We start from the raw sequence: 16,543 nt of genomic DNA on the forward strand, positions 1-16,543 counted from the left end.
GCGGATACGGCCTTCCGTGTGCCCGCGCGCCGTCGGGTGCGCGGGGCTCTCAGAGCGAGCGGTCGCCGGGGGACGGTGTTCCGGGGCGGCCCCAGTCCACCGGCGGCGTCCCGAACCGGGCGTCCTGCTCCGGCGGACCGACCGCCGCCGCGCCGGGCGCGAAGACGTCCGGCGCCCCGTCGAGCACCCCGCCCGAGGGGTCGTCGTCCCCGGACCGGCGCACCACGTCCCGTTCCGGCATGAGGATGTCCCGTACGACGACGGCACACAGGTACAGCGTGCCCAGCAGGTGCACCGCGATCGCCCAGTGGTAGCCCTGCGTGGGCAGTCCTTTGTGGGCGTCCCCGCTGGTCGTGTAGGCGAGGTACATCCAGATGCCCAGGAAGTACGCCACCTCGCACGCCTGCCAGACCAGGAAGTCCCGCCACTTGGGACGGGCGAGGACCGCCAGCGGTACCAGCCACAGGACGTACTGCGGCGAGTAGACCTTGTTGGTGAGGATGAAGGCGGCCACGATCAGGAAGGCCAGCTGGGCGAAGCGCGGCCGGCGCGGTGCGGTGAACGTCAGGGCGGCGATGCCGAGGAAGCACAGCACCACGAGCACGGTGGCCGCGTTGTTGACGAACCCGGTGGTGGGCGGGTCGCTGGAGTTCTGCGCCCAGATCAGCCAGAAGGAGCCGAAGTCGACACCGCGCTCCTTGCTGAAGGTGTAGAACTTCGCCCATCCCTCGCGGATGTGGAAGCCCGTCGCGTCGTGCGTGAGCATCACGGGCAGGTTCACCACCAGCCAGGCACCCACCGCGCCCGCCAGGGCCTGGAAGAACGCGCGCCACTTGCCGGCCCGCCAGCACAGCACCAGCAGCGGGCCGAGCAGCAGGAAGGGATACAGCTTGGCGGCCGTGGCGAGACCCAGGAGGACGCCGAAGGCCAGCGCACGCCCCCGCGCCCACATCAGCATCGCGGCGGCCGTCAGCGCCACCGCGAGCAGGTCCCAGTTGATCGTCGCGGTGAGGGCGAAGGCGGGCGCCAGGGCGACCAGCAGGGCGTCCCAGGGGCGCCGGCGATGGGTGCGGGCCACGCACACGGCGATGACGGCGGCGCACGCCATCAGCATCCCGGCGTTGACGAACCAGTACCACCGCTCCTGGTGCTGGATGGAACCGCTGTGCGGGGTCAGCCAGGAGGCCACCTCCATGAACAGCCCGGTGAGCACCGGGTATTCGAGGTAGTCCATGTCGCCGGGGAGTTTGTCGAAGTACGGCACGAGATCATCGGCGAATCCGCGGCCCTGGTAGAGGTGCGGGATGTCCGAGTAGCAGGCGTGCGTGTACTGGCTGCTCGCGCCGAAGAACCAGGCGCCGTTGTAGCAGGGCGCCTTCTGGACCAGGCCGAGGGCGAACATGCCGATCGCCACGAGCGCAACGACCCGCACCGGAGTCCACCAGGAGGTCCCGAGCAGGGCGCGCCGCCCCAGGGGGCCGCCGATCAGCTCACTGCCGGCGGCGGCGACCTCGTCCTCCCGCGTCGGCTGCACCGGTTCTGCCGCGGCGGGCCGCACGGGCTCGGGCTCGTGCTGGCTCGCGGGCGTCGTCTCTGCACTGGGCATGGGGCACATCCTGCCGTACGTGTCTGAGAAGCCGTACCCGTCCAGGGATACGCCAAGGGCCGCCGCACCTCGTGGGTGCGACGGCCCATGTTTCACGTGAAACACTCCTGGCGCCCCATACCGCGCCAATCAACGGGAACCGGGCTAACCCTCCTGGCCCGCGAACCAGCCTCCGCCGTTGTTGCCGTTGCCATTGCCGTTGCCGTTGCCCCGGCTGTTCCCGGATCCGGGGCTCTCCGTGCCGGAGGGCGTCGGAATGGTGCCTCCGTCGGTGGTGCCGCCCGTTTCCGTGCCTCCGATGCCGTCGCCGCCACCGCCGTCGTTGCCGCCGCCGATACCGCCGTCGTTGCCGCCACCGGTTCCGTTGCCGTTGCCGTTGTCCTCACAGTGGTCGCCCGACCCGACGCCGCAGGTATCGCTCGCCGAGGGGGACGGCGTGGTCGATTCCTTGCTGGGGGTCGGGGTCGGCGTGTCGCTCGCGGACCGGCTCGGCGTCGGGATGACGCTCGGAGTCGGCGAGGGAGCCCCCGCCTGGTCCTGGACCGTGCCGATCGGGGAGGCCTTCGGGAAGCCCGGGTCGCTCATGCCCTTGAGGGCCGCCTTCATGTAGTCGGTCCACACCTGCGTCGGGATGTCACCGCCGTGAATGGAGTCCGTGTGCGCGGTGCCGTTCATGGACAGGAGCTTGTGGTCCTTGGGGTTCTCACGGAACATCGCCACCGAGGTCGACAGCTGCTGGGTGTAGCCGACGAACCAGGCCGACTTGTTCTTGTCGGTGGTACCGGTCTTGCCCGCCGCCGTGCGACCGAGCTCGAGGGCCTTCTTTCCCGTGCCGTTCTGGATGACGTTCTCCAGGACGTCAGTGATGTTGTTGGCGATGTTGGGGTCCATCGCCTCCTTGGGCGCGGGCTTCGGCTTCACGAAGCTGGGCGCGTCCGAGCCGTTGTACTTGACGGCGGTCACGGAGTAGGGGTCCGTCTGCCGGCCGGACGCGGCGAAGGTCGCGTAGGCGTCGGCCATGCGGATCGCGCTGGGCGTGGAGGTACCGATGGCGAAGGACGGGTTGAGGTCCGGCGACATGCTCTGCTCGAGGATGCCGGCCCGCCGGGCGACATCCCGGACCTTGGACATCCCCACGTCGACACCGAGCTGCACGAAGGGAGTGTTGATGGACTGCTCCATCGCCTTGCGCAGGGTGATGTAGCCCCAGGGGCGAGGGCCTTCGTTGTTCTGGAAGAAGAAAGAGTTGTCCTTGTTGAGGTAGTACGTCCCGTCCGGCTTGCGGACCTTGAGGTGGTCGTTGCCGTTGTACTTGCTCAGCGGGGAGATCCCCTGCCCATCGGACTTGTACGTGCCGTACTCCATGGCGGCGGCGAGCACGAAGGGCTTCCAGGTCGAGCCCACGGGGACACCGGAGGAGTCCGCGTTGTTGGTGAAGTGCCCGTTCTCGTAGCCGTCCCCGCCGTACAGCGCGACGATCGCGCCGTCCTTGGGCTTCACCGAGGCCGCGCCGAACTGGACGTACTTGTCCCGTTCCCAGTGCTCCGGATCGAGCTTCTCGTCCCGCACCCTCTTCACGGCCTTGGCCAGCGCGCTGACCTTGTCCTTCTCGAAGGTCGTGTAGATCTGGTAGCCGCCCCGGTCGAACTGCGCCTCGGTGATGTCGGAGTGGGCGAGGACGTACTTCTTCGCCGTGTCGACCAGATAGCTGACCTGGCCGGTCATGCCCCTGGTCGCCTTGCGTCCGTCGGGCTTGGGGTACTGGGCGATGGCCTTCTGGTAGTCGGCGTCGCTGAGGTGCTTGTCCTTGTGCATCTCGCCGAGGATCCAGGCCCAGCGCTCCCTGGAGCGCTTCTCGTTGGCCTGCGGGGACGCTGCCTTGTCGAGGTCCTGGTTGCCCGCCGGGTCGTAGTACGTCGGGCCCTTGAGCAGCGCGGCGAGGACGGCACACTCGCTCGGCTTGAGGTCGACCGCGTCCTTGCCGTAGTAGGTCTGTGCCGCGGCCTGGATGCCGTACGCGCCCCGGCCGAAGTACGAGGTGTTGAGGTAGCCCCGGAGGATCTCGTTCTTTTTGAGCTTCGTCCCCACCTTTATGGAGATGAACATCTCCTTGAACTTGCGGGTGACGGTCTGCTCCTGGCTCAGGTACGTGTTCTTCACGTACTGCTGGGTGATCGTCGAGCCACCCTGCGTCTGACCGCCCCGGGCCATGTTGGCCATGGCGCGCGCGATGCCCATGGGGTCGACGCCGGAGTCTTCGTAGAACGACTTGTTCTCGGCCGAGATCACCGCCCACCGCATCGCGTGGGGGATCTGGTCGATGCTGACGTTCTGCCGGTTGACGCCGGTGCCCGTGGCCACCATCTGGGTGCCGTCGGCCCAGTAGTACACGTTGTTCTGCGACTTCGCCGCGTCGTTCTCGTTCGGGATCGAGACCATCGCGTAGCCGACGCCGACCATCACCACCAGGGCGCCGACGAATCCGACGAACAGCCCGCTGACCAGCTTCCAGGACGGCACCCAGCGCCGCCAGCCGTCCTTGCCGGCCCGGGGGTAGTCGATGAACCGCTTCTTGCCGGGTGCCGTCGACGCGCGGCCCTTGCCGCGTCCGGGACCGGTCGCCCCGCCCGGTCCGCCGGAACCCGGGCGGTCGGCCCCTCTGCGCCGGCCGCCTCTCTGCGCGGCGCGGCGTGCCTCGGCCCGGCCGCCGTAGGGTCGCTCCTCGCCCCCCGGGCCAGGGGGCGCCGGCTCATAGGAACGGGACCCATAGGAGTCGGCAGGAGACCCGGTGGCGCCTCGCGGTGCCGCACGGCGACCGGAGGACGAGCCGGACTGGCCGCGTCGGGCCGCGGCACGTCCGCCTTCCTGCGGCTGCGGCGGTTTGCGACGGTGCTCGCTCATCGAACGATTACTCCTCGGGCAGGCGCACCCGTGCGCGCCTGGAACGGCGGCTGGTTTCCGGTCCCCCCGAAGTACGGATGTGGTCGGTTCCGCATCCACCCGTACTGCACCGGGGAGGTGGACGCTCCCCAGGCGTCACGCGGTTCCCGGTGGTGTCCATGCCGCACAGACTACGCATCGCCAAAACCTGCTGAGCCCCGAAGTTCACCCCAAAACAGGCAACTTGCCTCCTACGAATCGGTGATGTGATCCCGTTCACCGCCGTCCCCCTTGTCGCATGTGACGAGCCGTTCTATCGTCGTGATGTATCGAACCGATACATCAGCGCGAGATAAGACGCTGACAGGCACGGCGAGACCTGCGGGACTGCCCCGCGGGGCCGGGAGGAGGCGACGATGAGCCGACGTTCCGGCATCCTCGAGTTCGCCGTGCTCGGCCTGCTGCGGGAGTCCCCGATGCACGGCTATGAGCTGCGCAAACGGCTGAACACGTCGCTGGGTGTGTTCCGTGCGTTCAGCTACGGGACGCTCTATCCCTGCCTCAAGACGCTGGTCGCCAGCGGCTGGCTGGTCGAGGAGCCCGGGAACACGCATGACGACGCCCTCGCCGCTCCCCTCGCCGGACGCCGCGCCAAGATCGTTTACCGGCTGACGGCGGAAGGCAAGGAACACTTCGAGGAACTGCTCTCGCAGACCGGCCCCGACGCCTACGAGGACGAGCACTTCGCCGCGCGGTTCGCCTTCTTCGGGCAGACCTCCCGCGATGTGCGCATGCGCGTCCTGGAGGGCCGGCGCAGTCGCCTGGAGGAGCGCCTGGAGAAGATGCGCGCCTCACTGGTGCGCACCCGGGAGCGCCTCGACGACTACACGCTCGAGCTCCAGCGCCACGGGATGGAGTCCGTGGAGCGCGAAGTGCGCTGGCTGAACGAGCTCATCGAGAGCGAGCGGGCCGGGCGGGACCTGAGGGGTTCCGCGTCCGGGGGGGCCGCTCAGCAGGACACCACCACTGGATCGACGGGCGGCCTGCCCCGTCGCGGGGAGGCCCCCCGCACGGATACGCCCGACGACACCGCCACGTGAGACCCAGTCAGGGCCTCACTCGTACACACAGGGAGCAACCGGAATGGGTTCGGTTCGCGTAGCCATCGTCGGCGTGGGCAACTGCGCCGCGTCGCTGGTGCAGGGCGTCGAGTACTACAAGGACGCCGACCCGGCGTCCAAGGTGCCCGGCCTGATGCACGTGCAGTTCGGTGACTACCACGTGCGCGACGTCGAGTTCGTCGCGGCGTTCGACGTCGACGCCAAGAAGGTCGGTCTGGACCTCGCGGACGCCATCGGCGCCTCCGAGAACAACACCATCAAGATCTGCGACGTGCCCAGCACCGGTGTCACCGTCCAGCGCGGCCACACCCTCGACGGCCTCGGCAAGTACTACCGCGAGACCATCGAGGAGTCCGCCGAGGAGCCGGTCGACGTCGTCCAGGTCCTGAAGGACAAGCAGGTCGACGTCCTGGTCTGCTACCTGCCCGTGGGTTCCGAGGACGCGGCGAAGTTCTACGCCCAGTGCGCCATCGACGCCAAGGTCGCCTTCGTCAACGCCCTTCCGGTCTTCATCGCCGGCACCAAGGAGTGGGCGGACAAGTTCACCGAGGCGGGCGTCCCGATCGTCGGTGACGACATCAAGTCCCAGGTCGGCGCCACCATCACGCACCGCGTCATGGCGAAGCTGTTCGAGGACCGCGGTGTCATCCTCGACCGCACGATGCAGCTGAACGTCGGCGGCAACATGGACTTCAAGAACATGCTCGAGCGCGAGCGCCTGGAGTCCAAGAAGATCTCCAAGACCCAGGCCGTCACCTCTCAGATCCCCGACCGGGACCTCGGCGAGAAGAACGTCCACATCGGCCCGTCCGACTACGTGGCCTGGCTGGACGACCGCAAGTGGGCCTACGTCCGCCTGGAGGGCCGCGCCTTCGGTGACGTCCCGCTGAACCTGGAGTACAAGCTGGAGGTCTGGGACTCCCCGAACTCCGCCGGTGTCATCATCGACGCCCTGCGCGCCGCGAAGATCGCCAAGGACCGCGGCATCGGCGGCCCGATCCTGTCGGCCTCCTCGTACTTCATGAAGTCCCCGCCGGTCCAGTACTTCGATGACGAGGCCCGCGAGAACGTCGAGAAGTTCATCCGCGGCGAGGTCGAGCGCTGAGGCGCTGAGAACCGCTCGCACGAAACGCTCCTGCCAGGGCTGTGAAGGTCCCCGGGCCACGTGACCCGGGGACCTTCCGCGTGTGTGAGGCTGTCGCCCATGCCCGTCGTACGTGACCTGCGCCTGCTGTGGGGCCTGCGGAACTTCCGGCGCCTGCTGTGCGTCCGCCTCCTGTCCCAGGGCGCCGACGGTGTCTACCAGGTCGCGCTCGCCGCGTACGTCGTCTTCTCCCCCGAGAAACAGACCTCGGCCGCGGCCATCGCCTCGGCCATGGCCGTGCTGCTGCTTCCGTACTCCCTGGTCGGCCCGTTCGCCGGTGCCCTGCTGGACCGCTGGCGGCGCCGGCAGGTCTTCGTCCACGGCAATCTGCTGCGGGCCCTGCTGGCGGCGGCCACCGCGGTGCTGATCACCAGCCGTGCCCCCGACTGGCTGTTCTACGGCTCCGCGCTGTGCGTCACGGCCGTCAACCGCTTCGTGCTCGCCGGGCTCTCCGCCGCCCTGCCCCGGGTCGTCGACGCCCCGCGCCTGGTGCTGGCCAACTCGCTCTCCCCGACGGCCGGCACCCTCGCCGCCACCGCCGGAGGCGGCCTCGCCTTCGGCGTACGGATGGTGGCGGCGGATTCGGACGCGGCGGTGGTCCTGTGCGGAGCCCTTCTGTATCTGGCCGCGAGCCTCGCGTCCCTGCGCCTGGCCCCCGGCCTCCTCGGTCCCGACCGGCGCCCGGCCCGTCCCCGTCTCGGCACGGCGCTCGCCGGCACCGCGCGCGAGTTGCCGGCGGCCCTCCGCCACCTGACGGCCCCCCGTCGCCGCGAGGCGGCCTGGGCCCTGGCCGCGATGACGTTGATGCGCTTCTGCTACGGGGCGCTCCTCGTGCTGCTGCTCATGCTCTGCCGGTACGCCCTGGCCGACAACCCCAGCGAGGGACTGCGCCTACTGGGGGTCGCACTGGCGCTGTCCGGTGCCGGGTTCTTCGCGGCGGCCGTGGTGACGCCCTGGGCGGCGGGACGGCTCGGCCCCCGTCGCTGGATCGTCGTGTGCTCCGGCGCGGCCATGGTGCTGGAACCCGTCCTGGGGCTCCCGTTCGCCACCGCACCGCTCATGATCGCCGCCTTCGTCCTGGGGCTGATCACCCAGGGAGCCAAGATCGCCACGGACACGATCGTCCAGGCGTGTGTGGAGGACGGCTTCCGCGGTCGCGTCTTCGCCGTGTACGACGTCCTCTTCAACGTCGCCTTCGTCGGCGCGGCGGGGGTGGCGGCGCTGATGCTTCCACCGGACGGCCGCTCAGCGGTGCTGGTGGTGCTGGTCGCCGTCGTCTACGGCGTGATCGCCGCGTCCCTGGCCCGCTCCGGTCGCCACTGAGCCGACGGGCCCGTCCGGACACCGCGAGAGGACAGCGAAAGGGCCGATGTTTCACGTGAAACATCGGCCCTCGGTGTTCCGTCCCGGACGGACGTTTCACGTGAAACATCGCCGGGGCCCGGCTCAGCTCTGTGCGGCCCACCATTCCTTGAGGGCCGCCACCGCGGCGCCGTGTTCCATGGGGCCGTGCTCCAGGCGCAGCTCCAGCATGTGCTTGTACGCCTTGCCGACGGCCGGGCCCGGGCCGACCCCCAGGATCTCCATGATCTGGTTGCCGTCGAGGTCGGGCCGGATGGCGTCCAGCTCCTCCTTCTCCTTCAGCTGGGCGATGCGCTCCTCCAGGCCGTCGTAGGCCCGGGAGAGCGCCACCGCCTTGCGCTTGTTGCGCGTGGTGCAGTCGGAGCGGGTCAGCTTGTGCAGACGGTCCAGCAGCGGGCCCGCGTCACGGACATAGCGGCGGACCGCCGAGTCCGTCCACTCCCCGGTGCCGTAGCCATGGAACCGCAGATGCAGTTCGACCAGCCGGGAGACGTCCTTCACCAGCTCGTTGGAGTACTTCAGAGCGGTCATGCGCTTCTTGGTCATCTTGGCGCCGACCACCTCGTGGTGGTGGAAGGAGACCCGGCCGTCCTTCTCGAAACGGCGGGTGCGCGGCTTGCCGATGTCGTGCAGCAGCGCGGCCAGCCGGAGCGTGAGGTCCGGACCGCCCTCCTCCAGCGCGATGGCCTGCTCCAGGACGATCAGCGTGTGCTCGTAGACGTCCTTGTGCCGGTGGTGCTCGTCGCTCTCCAGCCGCAGCGCCGGCAGCTCGGGCAGGACGTACTCGGCGATCCCGGTGTCGACCAGCAGCGTCAGCCCCTTGCGCGGGTGCGTGGACAGAAGGAGCTTGTTGAGCTCGTCCCGGACCCGCTCCGCCGAGACGATCTCGATCCGTCCGGCCATCTCCGTCATGGCGGTCACGACCTCGGGAGCCACCGCGAAGTCCAGCTGGGCGGCGAACCGGGCGGCCCGCATCATGCGCAGGGGATCGTCCGAGAAGGACTCCTCGGGCGTGCCCGGGGTCCTCAGCACACGGGCGGCGAGGTCCTCCAGGCCCCCGTGCGGATCGATGAACGTCTTCTCCGGCAGCGCCACGGCCATCGCGTTGACCGTGAAGTCGCGGCGGACCAGGTCCTCCTCGATGGAGTCGCCGTACGACACCTCCGGCTTGCGGGAGGTGCGGTCGTAGGCCTCCGACCGGTAGGTGGTGATCTCGATCTGGTAGCCGCCCTTCTGCGCACCGACCGTGCCGAAGGCGATTCCCACCTCCCAGACGGCGTCCGCCCATGGCCGGACGATCTTCAGTACGTCCTCGGGGCGGGCGTCAGTGGTGAAGTCCAGGTCGTTGCCGAGCCGGCCGAGCAGCGCGTCACGGACGGATCCGCCGACCAGGGCGAGCGAGAACCCGGCTTCCTGGAATCGGCGGGCGAGGTCGTCGGCCACGGGGGCCACCCGCAGCAGCTCGGCGACCGCGCGCTGCTGCGCCTGGCTCAGGGCGGAGGGAGTGTCTTCGTTGGGGTTCGGCACAACAGAAGAGGGTACGTGCCCGGGCGCCGGGGGGCGGCGTGACCGGTGCCGGTCATCGCCGGGCGGGCGCTCCGGGGCACCCCGTCGAAACGGTGGGACAGCTCCCGGCATACCCCCCACAAGCGCAGCTCTTGCGGCGTACGACCGCTCTCCCCTCGATACTGGATATAGAGGACGGGTCACGGCCCTTGGCCGATCTTGTGAAGGAGACCGCGGCACTTCCCTTCAGCGCGCATCGTTACCATGCGTGGACGCACATTCCGACGACCACTGACGACGAGGGACGGGCGAGCGCGTGGCCGAGGCGGCTGACTTCCAGGGGACCAGTGCCTCACCTGCCCGCCGGTGGCTGCGGCGCGCCGGAGCACTGCTCACCGGCGCGCCCCTGCTGGCCGGTCTGCTCCAGCTGCCCGCCGCCGCCCCGGCACAGGCCGCCTCTTCGGACACAGTGTCCGTCTCCCTGGACTCGTTCAGCCCCAGTGCCCCCACGGACGGTGACACGCTGACCGTGTCCGGCACGGTGACCAACGACGGCAAGCAGGCCGTCACCGACGCCCATGTGGGCCTTCGGGTCGGCCCCCAGCTGACCACCCGCTCGGACATCGACTCCGTCGCCCGGCACTCCGACGACCCGCAGGCCGGCACCGGCGCCGAAGTCGGCGACAAGTACGAGGAGAAGTTCGACAAGCTCGCTCCGGGCGTCACCGAGCACTTCAGCATCTCCGTCCCCGTCGACAAGCTCGACCTCGGCGACGACGGGGTCTACGAGCTCGGGGTCGCCCTCTCCGGCGAGACCTCCGCCCAGCCCTGGTCCCGGGTGCTCGGCATCCAGCGGACCTTCCTGCCGTGGCAGCCGTCGAACGCCGACACGAAGACGAAGACGACGTTCCTGTGGCCGCTGCTCTCCACGGTCCACATGACGGCCAAGACCGGCGCGGGTGATCTCCAGACACCGGAGTTCCTCGACGACGACCTGGCGAAGGACCTGGTGCCCGGCGGCCGCCTGGCCCAGATGGTGGACCTGGGCAAGGACCTCGATGTCACCTGGGTGATCGACCCGGACCTGCTGGCCTCGGTCGACGCGATGGCCGTGGGCAACTACCGGATCCAGGCCGCGGACGGCACGAGCACGCCCGGCCCGCGCGAGCACCAGGCGGCCGCGAAGCAGTGGCTGGCCGCCCTGCAGAAGGCGGTGGCCGGCAAGGAGGTCGTCGCGCTGCCCTTCGCCGACCCCGACCTGGCCTCCCTCGCGCACCACGGCACGAGCGTCACCGGCTCGCTCAGCCACCTCAAGGACGCCACCGACGTCGCCGCGACCACCGTCAAGACCGTGCTCCACGTCACACCGAGCACCGACTTCGCCTGGCCGGTCGAGGGCGCCGTGGACCGGTCGATCATGAAGGTCGCGACCTCCGCCGGAGCGGACCGGGTGATCGCCCGCAGCGACAGCCTCCAGGAGACCGCCGGGCTGCCGTACACGCCGTCCGCAGCCCGCCCGGTCGGCGGGGGCACCACGGTGGTGGTCGCCGACAGCCGGCTGTCCACCGCGTTCGAGGGCGACCTGACGAAGGCGGGCGCGACCACTCTGGCCGTGCAGCGGTTCCTGGCCCAGAGCCTGGAAGTGAACACACAGACCGACAAGCAGCGCAGCATTCTCGTCGCCCCGCAGCGCATGCCCACGGCGAGCCAGGCGCAGGCGATGGCGGCAGCCGTGAAGGCCCTCCAGGGCGGCACCTGGGCCCAGCCCCAGGACCTCACCGCGACCTCGAAGGACAAGCCCGACCCGGCCGCCACCACCCGTATCCCCCCGGCGTCCGCCTACCCCTCCTCGCTGCGCCGGCAGGAGCTGCCCCGCACGGCCTTCGAGCAGATCACCCGCACCCAGGCCAAGCTCGACAACTTCCGTGTGATCCTCAGCGACCAGTCCCGCGTCGTCACCCCGTTCGGACGGGCCATAAACCGGGACATGTCCACCTCCTGGCGGGGCGAGCGAGGCGCGGCCGAGGACTATCGCGACGGCGTGAAGGCGTGGCTCGACGAGCTGGCCGTCCAGGTGAAGCTGATCGACAAGTCCGAGACCAAGCTCTCGGGCCGCAGCGCCACCATCCCGGTCACGGTCCAGAACAACCTGGTCCAGCCCGTCGGCCATCTGGTGCTGCGCCTGGAGTCGACCATGCCCACCCGACTGGAGATCGGCGGCAAGGCCTACTACGAGCAGCCCGTGGAGATCTCCGGCGGGCACAGCCAGTCGGTGAAGTTCACCACCTCGGCCAACGCCAACGGCCGCGTCGCGGTCGTCGCCCAGCTGTACACCGAGGACGGCCGCGCCTACGGCGAGCCTGTCACCTTCGATGTGAAGGTCACCGAGGTCACCCCCACCGTGATGCTGGTCATCGGCGGCGGCGTCCTGCTCCTCGTCCTCGCGGGCTTCCGGATGTACACCCAGCGCAAGCGCGCCGCCGCCCGGCAGCCCGAGGACGACGGCCCCGACACGGCCGCGAAGGACCCGGCCGATCCCGGGAACCCCGGGGCACCCGAGGGCCGTCTCCCGCAGGAGTCCGACTCCGCCTCCGGGGCAGACGACCCGGAGCAGCCGAGTGACCCTGCGCCGGACACCGCACCGGAAAGCGCCGACCCGTCCGGGACGGGTGAGAGAGTGGACCGTTGAGCGATGTCGTGGCCGGTGTGGCCCGGGACGATGAGGTGGGGTAAGCATGAACGCGCCGTACGACGGTGACCGCGGCCAGGGCGCGGCCGGCTCGGGCTACCCCGAGCCGCCGCCCGAGCCCGGCCAGGTGCCGCCGCAGCACGCGGCGGACATGTATCTCCAGGACGCCTACGAACAGGACCCCTACCGGGCGCACGACCTGTCCGCCCAGGACCCGGTCGCCGAGGCGCTCTACGACCGTGCCGCGCACCCGCCGCCGCCCCCGGGCTCGTACGACCCCCAGCAGCCGCCGTACGCACCGCCCGCCCAGTCGCCGTACGCGCCCGACCCCCGCGTGTGGGCGCAGCCGCCCGCGCCGGAGCCGGGAGGCGCCACCCAGTACCTGCCGTACGGCGAGGACCCGCGCACGACCCAGTTCGTGGGTGTGGACGATCTGGTCACCCACTCCGGCGAGGAGTACCACGAACCGGACGCCTTCGCGCATCTCTTCAAGGACCAGCAGCAGAGCGGCGGGCACGCGCCGCTTGATCCCCCGGCCGCCGCCTACGGGGGCGGTCCGTACCCGCAGCAGTACGGGCAGGGCCAGGCGTACGCGGACGGCGGCTACCCGACTGCTCCCTCCGCCCCCGGACACCCGGCCCACTCCCCGGTGCCCGCGCCCGCCGTCGCCGCGGACCCCGGCTCCGTGCAGCAGGAGGTCCCCGCGGCCGGCGACACCCCCGCCGCCGTGACCCCCGTGGCACCCGCGGCCCCCGCGAAGAAGGGCGGGAAGGCCGCCGGGCTGCTCAAGTCCAGCGCCGTCATGGCGGCGGGCACGATGGTCTCCCGCCTGACCGGCTTCATCCGCTCCGCGCTGATCGCCGCCGCGCTCGGCCTCGGCTTCCTCGCCGACTCCTTCCAGGTGGCCTACCAGCTGCCGACGATGATCTACATCCTCACCGTCGGCGGCGGTCTGAACTCCGTGTTCGTGCCCCAGCTCGTACGCTCCATGAAGGAGGACGAGGACGGCGGCGAGGCCTTCGCCAACCGGCTCCTGACGCTGGTGATGGTCGCGCTGGCCGCGCTGACCGGACTCGCGATGTTCGCCGCGCCCCTGCTGGTGCGGCTGCTGGCCAACCCCGTGGCCAGCAACCCGGCGGCCAACGACGTCGCGGTCACCTTCACCCGCTACTTCCTGCCCTCGATCTTCTTCATGGGCATTCACGTGGTGATGGGGCAGATCCTCAACGCGCGCGGGAAGTTCGGCGCGATGATGTGGACGCCGGTCCTGAACAACATCGTCATCATCGTGACGCTCGGCATGTTCATCTGGGTCTACGGCACCGCCGCCAACTCGCACATGGACGTCACCAGCATCCCGCCGGAGGGCCAGCGGCTGCTCGGCGTCGGTGTGCTGCTCGGCCTGGTCGTCCAGGCCCTGGCGATGATCCCCTACCTGCGCGAGACCGGCTTCCGGATCCGGCTGCGCTTCGACTGGAAGGGCCACGGCCTGGGCAAGGCCGCGATGCTCGCCAAGTGGACGGTCCTGTTCGTCCTCGCCAACCAGGCGGGCGCCATGGTGGTGACCCAGCTGTCGACCGCCGCCGGCGCGGACTCCGGCATCAAGGGCGCCGGCTTCGCCGCCTACGCCAACGCCCAGCTGATCTGGGGCCTGCCGCAGGCGATCATCACCGTGTCCCTGATGGCGGCGCTGCTGCCGCGCATCTCGCGCTCGGCCTCCGAGAACGACACGGGCGCCGTCCGTGACGACATCTCCCAGGGCCTGCGCACCACCGCCGTCGCCATCGTGCCCATCGCGTTCGGGTTCGTCTCGCTCGGCGTCCCGATGTGCACGCTGATCTTCGGTTCCGCCGGCACGGGCGCGGCCACCAACATGGGCTACATGCTGATGGCCTTCGGCCTCGGCCTGATCCCGTACTCGGTGCAGTACGTCGTCCTGCGCGCCTTCTATGCGTACGAGGACACCCGCACCCCCTTCTACAACACGGTCATCGTGGCCGCCGTGAACGCCGGCGCCTCGGCGCTGTGCTACTTCCTGCTGCCGGCCCGCTGGGCGGTCGCGGGCATGGCCGCCGCCTACGGTCTCGCCTATGCCATCGGGGTGGGCGTCGCCTGGCGCCGGCTGCGCAAGCGGCTGGGCGGGGACCTGGACGGCTCCCGGGTGCTGCGCACGTACGCGCGCCTGGGCATCGCCTCGGTGCCGGCCGCCCTGCTCAGCGGTGCGGCCTGCTACGGCGTCGGGCACACACTGGGCCTGGGCGTCCTCGGCTCCTTCGCCGCGCTGATCGCCGGCGGTGCCGTCCTGTTCGGCGTCTTCTTCGTCGCCGCCCGGCGGATGCGCATCGAGGAACTCAACTCGCTCGTCGGAATGGTGCGGGGACGTCTGGGGCGCTGAGGCAAGGGTAGGCGCACAACCATCGTCCGCCGCCGCGTGTCGTGCATAGCGGCGGACTGTGGGCACAATTGGTTTCGGCGTCGGACAGCGTGCAACGGATGGGGAGGCAGGGACGACGGTGGCGGAACGGAGCACAGCTGCCGTCGACGTGGCAGACAACAGCGGTGAGCAGCCGCTGACCGCCCAGGCGGACCAGTCCACGGCCGACGGGGTGGCCAAGAACCCGGAGCGGGACACGGACAGCGACGAGGCACAGGGCAGCGGCGGTACCGAAGGACCCGGACGGAAGGCCTCCCCGCCGGAGTTGCACAGCGGTCACAAGCTCGCCAGGCGCTACCGGCTGGAGGAGTGCGTCACCCGTCTGGACGGGTTCAGCAGTTGGCGGGCGGTCGACGAGAAGCTCCGCCGGGCCGTCGGCGTCCATGTCCTGCCCGCGCACCACACCCGGGCCCGCTCCGTCCTCGCCGCCGCCCGTTCCTCCGCACTCCTCGGCGACCCCCGCTTCGTCCAGGTCCTCGACGCCGTCGAGGAGAACGACCTCGTCTACGTCGTCCACGAGTGGCTGCCCGACGCCATCGAGCTGTCCACTCTCCTCACCGGCGGCCCGCTGGAGCCGCACGACGCCTACCAGATGGTCCATCAGGTCGCGGCGGCCATGGCCGCCGCGCACCGGGAGGGCCTCGCCCATCTGCGGCTGAACCCGAACGCCGTCCTGCGCACCTCCACCGGCCAGTGGCGCATCCGCGGCCTCGCCGTGAACGCGGCGCTGCGCGGCGTCAGTTCCGCCACCCCGCAGCGCGCCGACACCGAAGCGATCGGTGCCCTGCTGTACGCGGCACTGACCCAGCGCTGGCCGTACGAGAACGACGCCTACGGCCTGGCCGGCCTGCCCAAGGACATCGGTCTCATCCCCCCGGACCAGGTGCGGGCCGGGGTGCACCGCGGGCTGTCCGAGCTGTCCATGCGTGCCCTGGTCAACGACGGGGCCACGGCGTCCCGGCACGAGGCACCGTGCACCACGCCGGAAGAACTCGTGAAGGCGATCGGCGAGATGCCGCGCATCCGCCCGCCCGAGCCGGCGTTCACCACTCCGGCGGACTACCAGCGCACGACCTACCAGCAGGGCAGCTACGGTCACCCGGCCCCGCACGCCGGTGTCACCGCCCCCATCGTGCCTCCGCCGCCCCCGCTGCAGAGCCGTACCGGCAAGGCCCTGAAGTGGGCGGTGTCGGCCCTGCTCATCGCCGCGCTGGGCCTGGGCAGCTGGCAGCTGGCGGACGCCCTGATGGACCGGGGCGACAAGTCGGACGACACCAACAAGAGCCAGACGACGGACGGCGGCGGCAAGGACGCCGTGAAGCCGAAGCCGGTTCCGATAAAGATCCAGAACGGCCAGGAGTTCGTCGCCAAGGGCGACCCCCAGAGCCCCGGGAAGGTCCCCAACACCTACGACGGTGACGCATCGACGTACTGGAAGACCAAGAGCTTCAACGAGGGCCCGCCGATCGCGCCGTTCAAGCCCGGCGTCGGCATCGTGTACGACCTCGGCTCGGCCAGGAAGCTCAGCACGGCCACCCTCGATCTGCGCTACGGCGGCGACCACACGACGGTCGAGCTGTACGCCACGGACTCTCTGACCCCGGTCTCGATGGACTCCATGACGAAGATCGGCAGCGTGACGACCACGGGCACCAGCGCCACGGTGAAGGTGACCAAGCAGATCAAGACGCAGTACGTCCTCGTCTGGCTGACGGCCGTACCGAATTCGGGCTACGACTCCACCCTGTATTCCAGGGCGGGTTACAAGCAGGCCATCGGCGAAGTGAAGTTCACGGGCTGA

9 protein-coding genes are annotated in these 16,543 nt (G+C 70.2%); 6 read left to right on the forward strand and 3 right to left on the reverse strand.

Annotated features, from left to right (window positions below; all coding sequences use genetic code 11):
- Nucleotides 1–49 precede the first annotated feature (49 nt).
- Nucleotides 50–1,615, reverse strand: coding sequence for a glycosyltransferase 87 family protein (locus AB0E62_RS03520; protein ID WP_362187391.1), 1,566 nt, complete (start codon nt 1,613–1,615; stop codon nt 50–52).
- 135 nt (nt 1,616–1,750) lie between these two features.
- Entirely contained in the window at nt 1,751–4,507 is a 2,757-nt protein-coding gene (locus tag AB0E62_RS03525) for a transglycosylase domain-containing protein (RefSeq protein WP_362187393.1), read from the reverse strand.
- A gap of 395 nt (nt 4,508–4,902) precedes the next feature.
- Between AB0E62_RS03525 and AB0E62_RS03530 the strand changes: the two genes are divergently transcribed.
- The 3 genes from AB0E62_RS03530 (at nt 4,903) to AB0E62_RS03540 (ending at nt 8,074) form a co-directional block, all read left to right on the forward strand.
- A complete protein-coding gene (locus AB0E62_RS03530) occupies nt 4,903–5,586 on the forward strand; it encodes a PadR family transcriptional regulator (RefSeq protein ID WP_362187396.1) in 684 nt (227 codons plus the stop codon).
- A gap of 43 nt (nt 5,587–5,629) precedes the next feature.
- Complete coding sequence (locus AB0E62_RS03535; RefSeq protein WP_030615128.1) at nt 5,630–6,712, forward strand: inositol-3-phosphate synthase; 1,083 nt, start codon at nt 5,630–5,632, stop codon at nt 6,710–6,712.
- Between the two features lie 99 nt (nt 6,713–6,811).
- Nucleotides 6,812–8,074 (forward strand): MFS transporter, encoded by a 1,263-nt coding sequence (locus tag AB0E62_RS03540; RefSeq protein ID WP_362187399.1) that lies wholly within the window; start codon nt 6,812–6,814, stop codon nt 8,072–8,074.
- A 123-nt stretch (nt 8,075–8,197) separates the two neighbouring features.
- Here AB0E62_RS03540 and AB0E62_RS03545 read toward each other — a convergent pair whose 3' ends face one another.
- Entirely contained in the window at nt 8,198–9,640 is a 1,443-nt protein-coding gene (locus tag AB0E62_RS03545; protein ID WP_362187402.1) for a CCA tRNA nucleotidyltransferase, read from the reverse strand.
- 295 nt (nt 9,641–9,935) lie between these two features.
- On the opposite strand from AB0E62_RS03545, the gene AB0E62_RS03550 reads away from it, so the two are divergent.
- From AB0E62_RS03550 to AB0E62_RS03560, 3 genes are all read left to right on the forward strand, one after another.
- Entirely contained in the window at nt 9,936–12,308 is a 2,373-nt protein-coding gene (locus AB0E62_RS03550) for a DUF6049 family protein (protein ID WP_362187405.1), read from the forward strand.
- Between the two features lie 46 nt (nt 12,309–12,354).
- Nucleotides 12,355–14,703: a murein biosynthesis integral membrane protein MurJ gene (gene murJ, locus AB0E62_RS03555; RefSeq protein ID WP_362187408.1), complete on the forward strand. Its 2,349-nt coding sequence runs from the start codon at nt 12,355–12,357 to the stop codon at nt 14,701–14,703.
- 118 nt (nt 14,704–14,821) lie between these two features.
- On the forward strand, nt 14,822–16,543 hold the full coding sequence (locus tag AB0E62_RS03560; protein ID WP_362187410.1) for a protein kinase family protein: 1,722 nt from the start codon (nt 14,822–14,824) through the stop codon (nt 16,541–16,543).

Source organism: Streptomyces sp. NPDC038707 (assembly GCF_040636485.1).
In the GTDB taxonomy this organism is placed as follows: Bacteria; Actinomycetota; Actinomycetes; order Streptomycetales; family Streptomycetaceae; genus Streptomyces.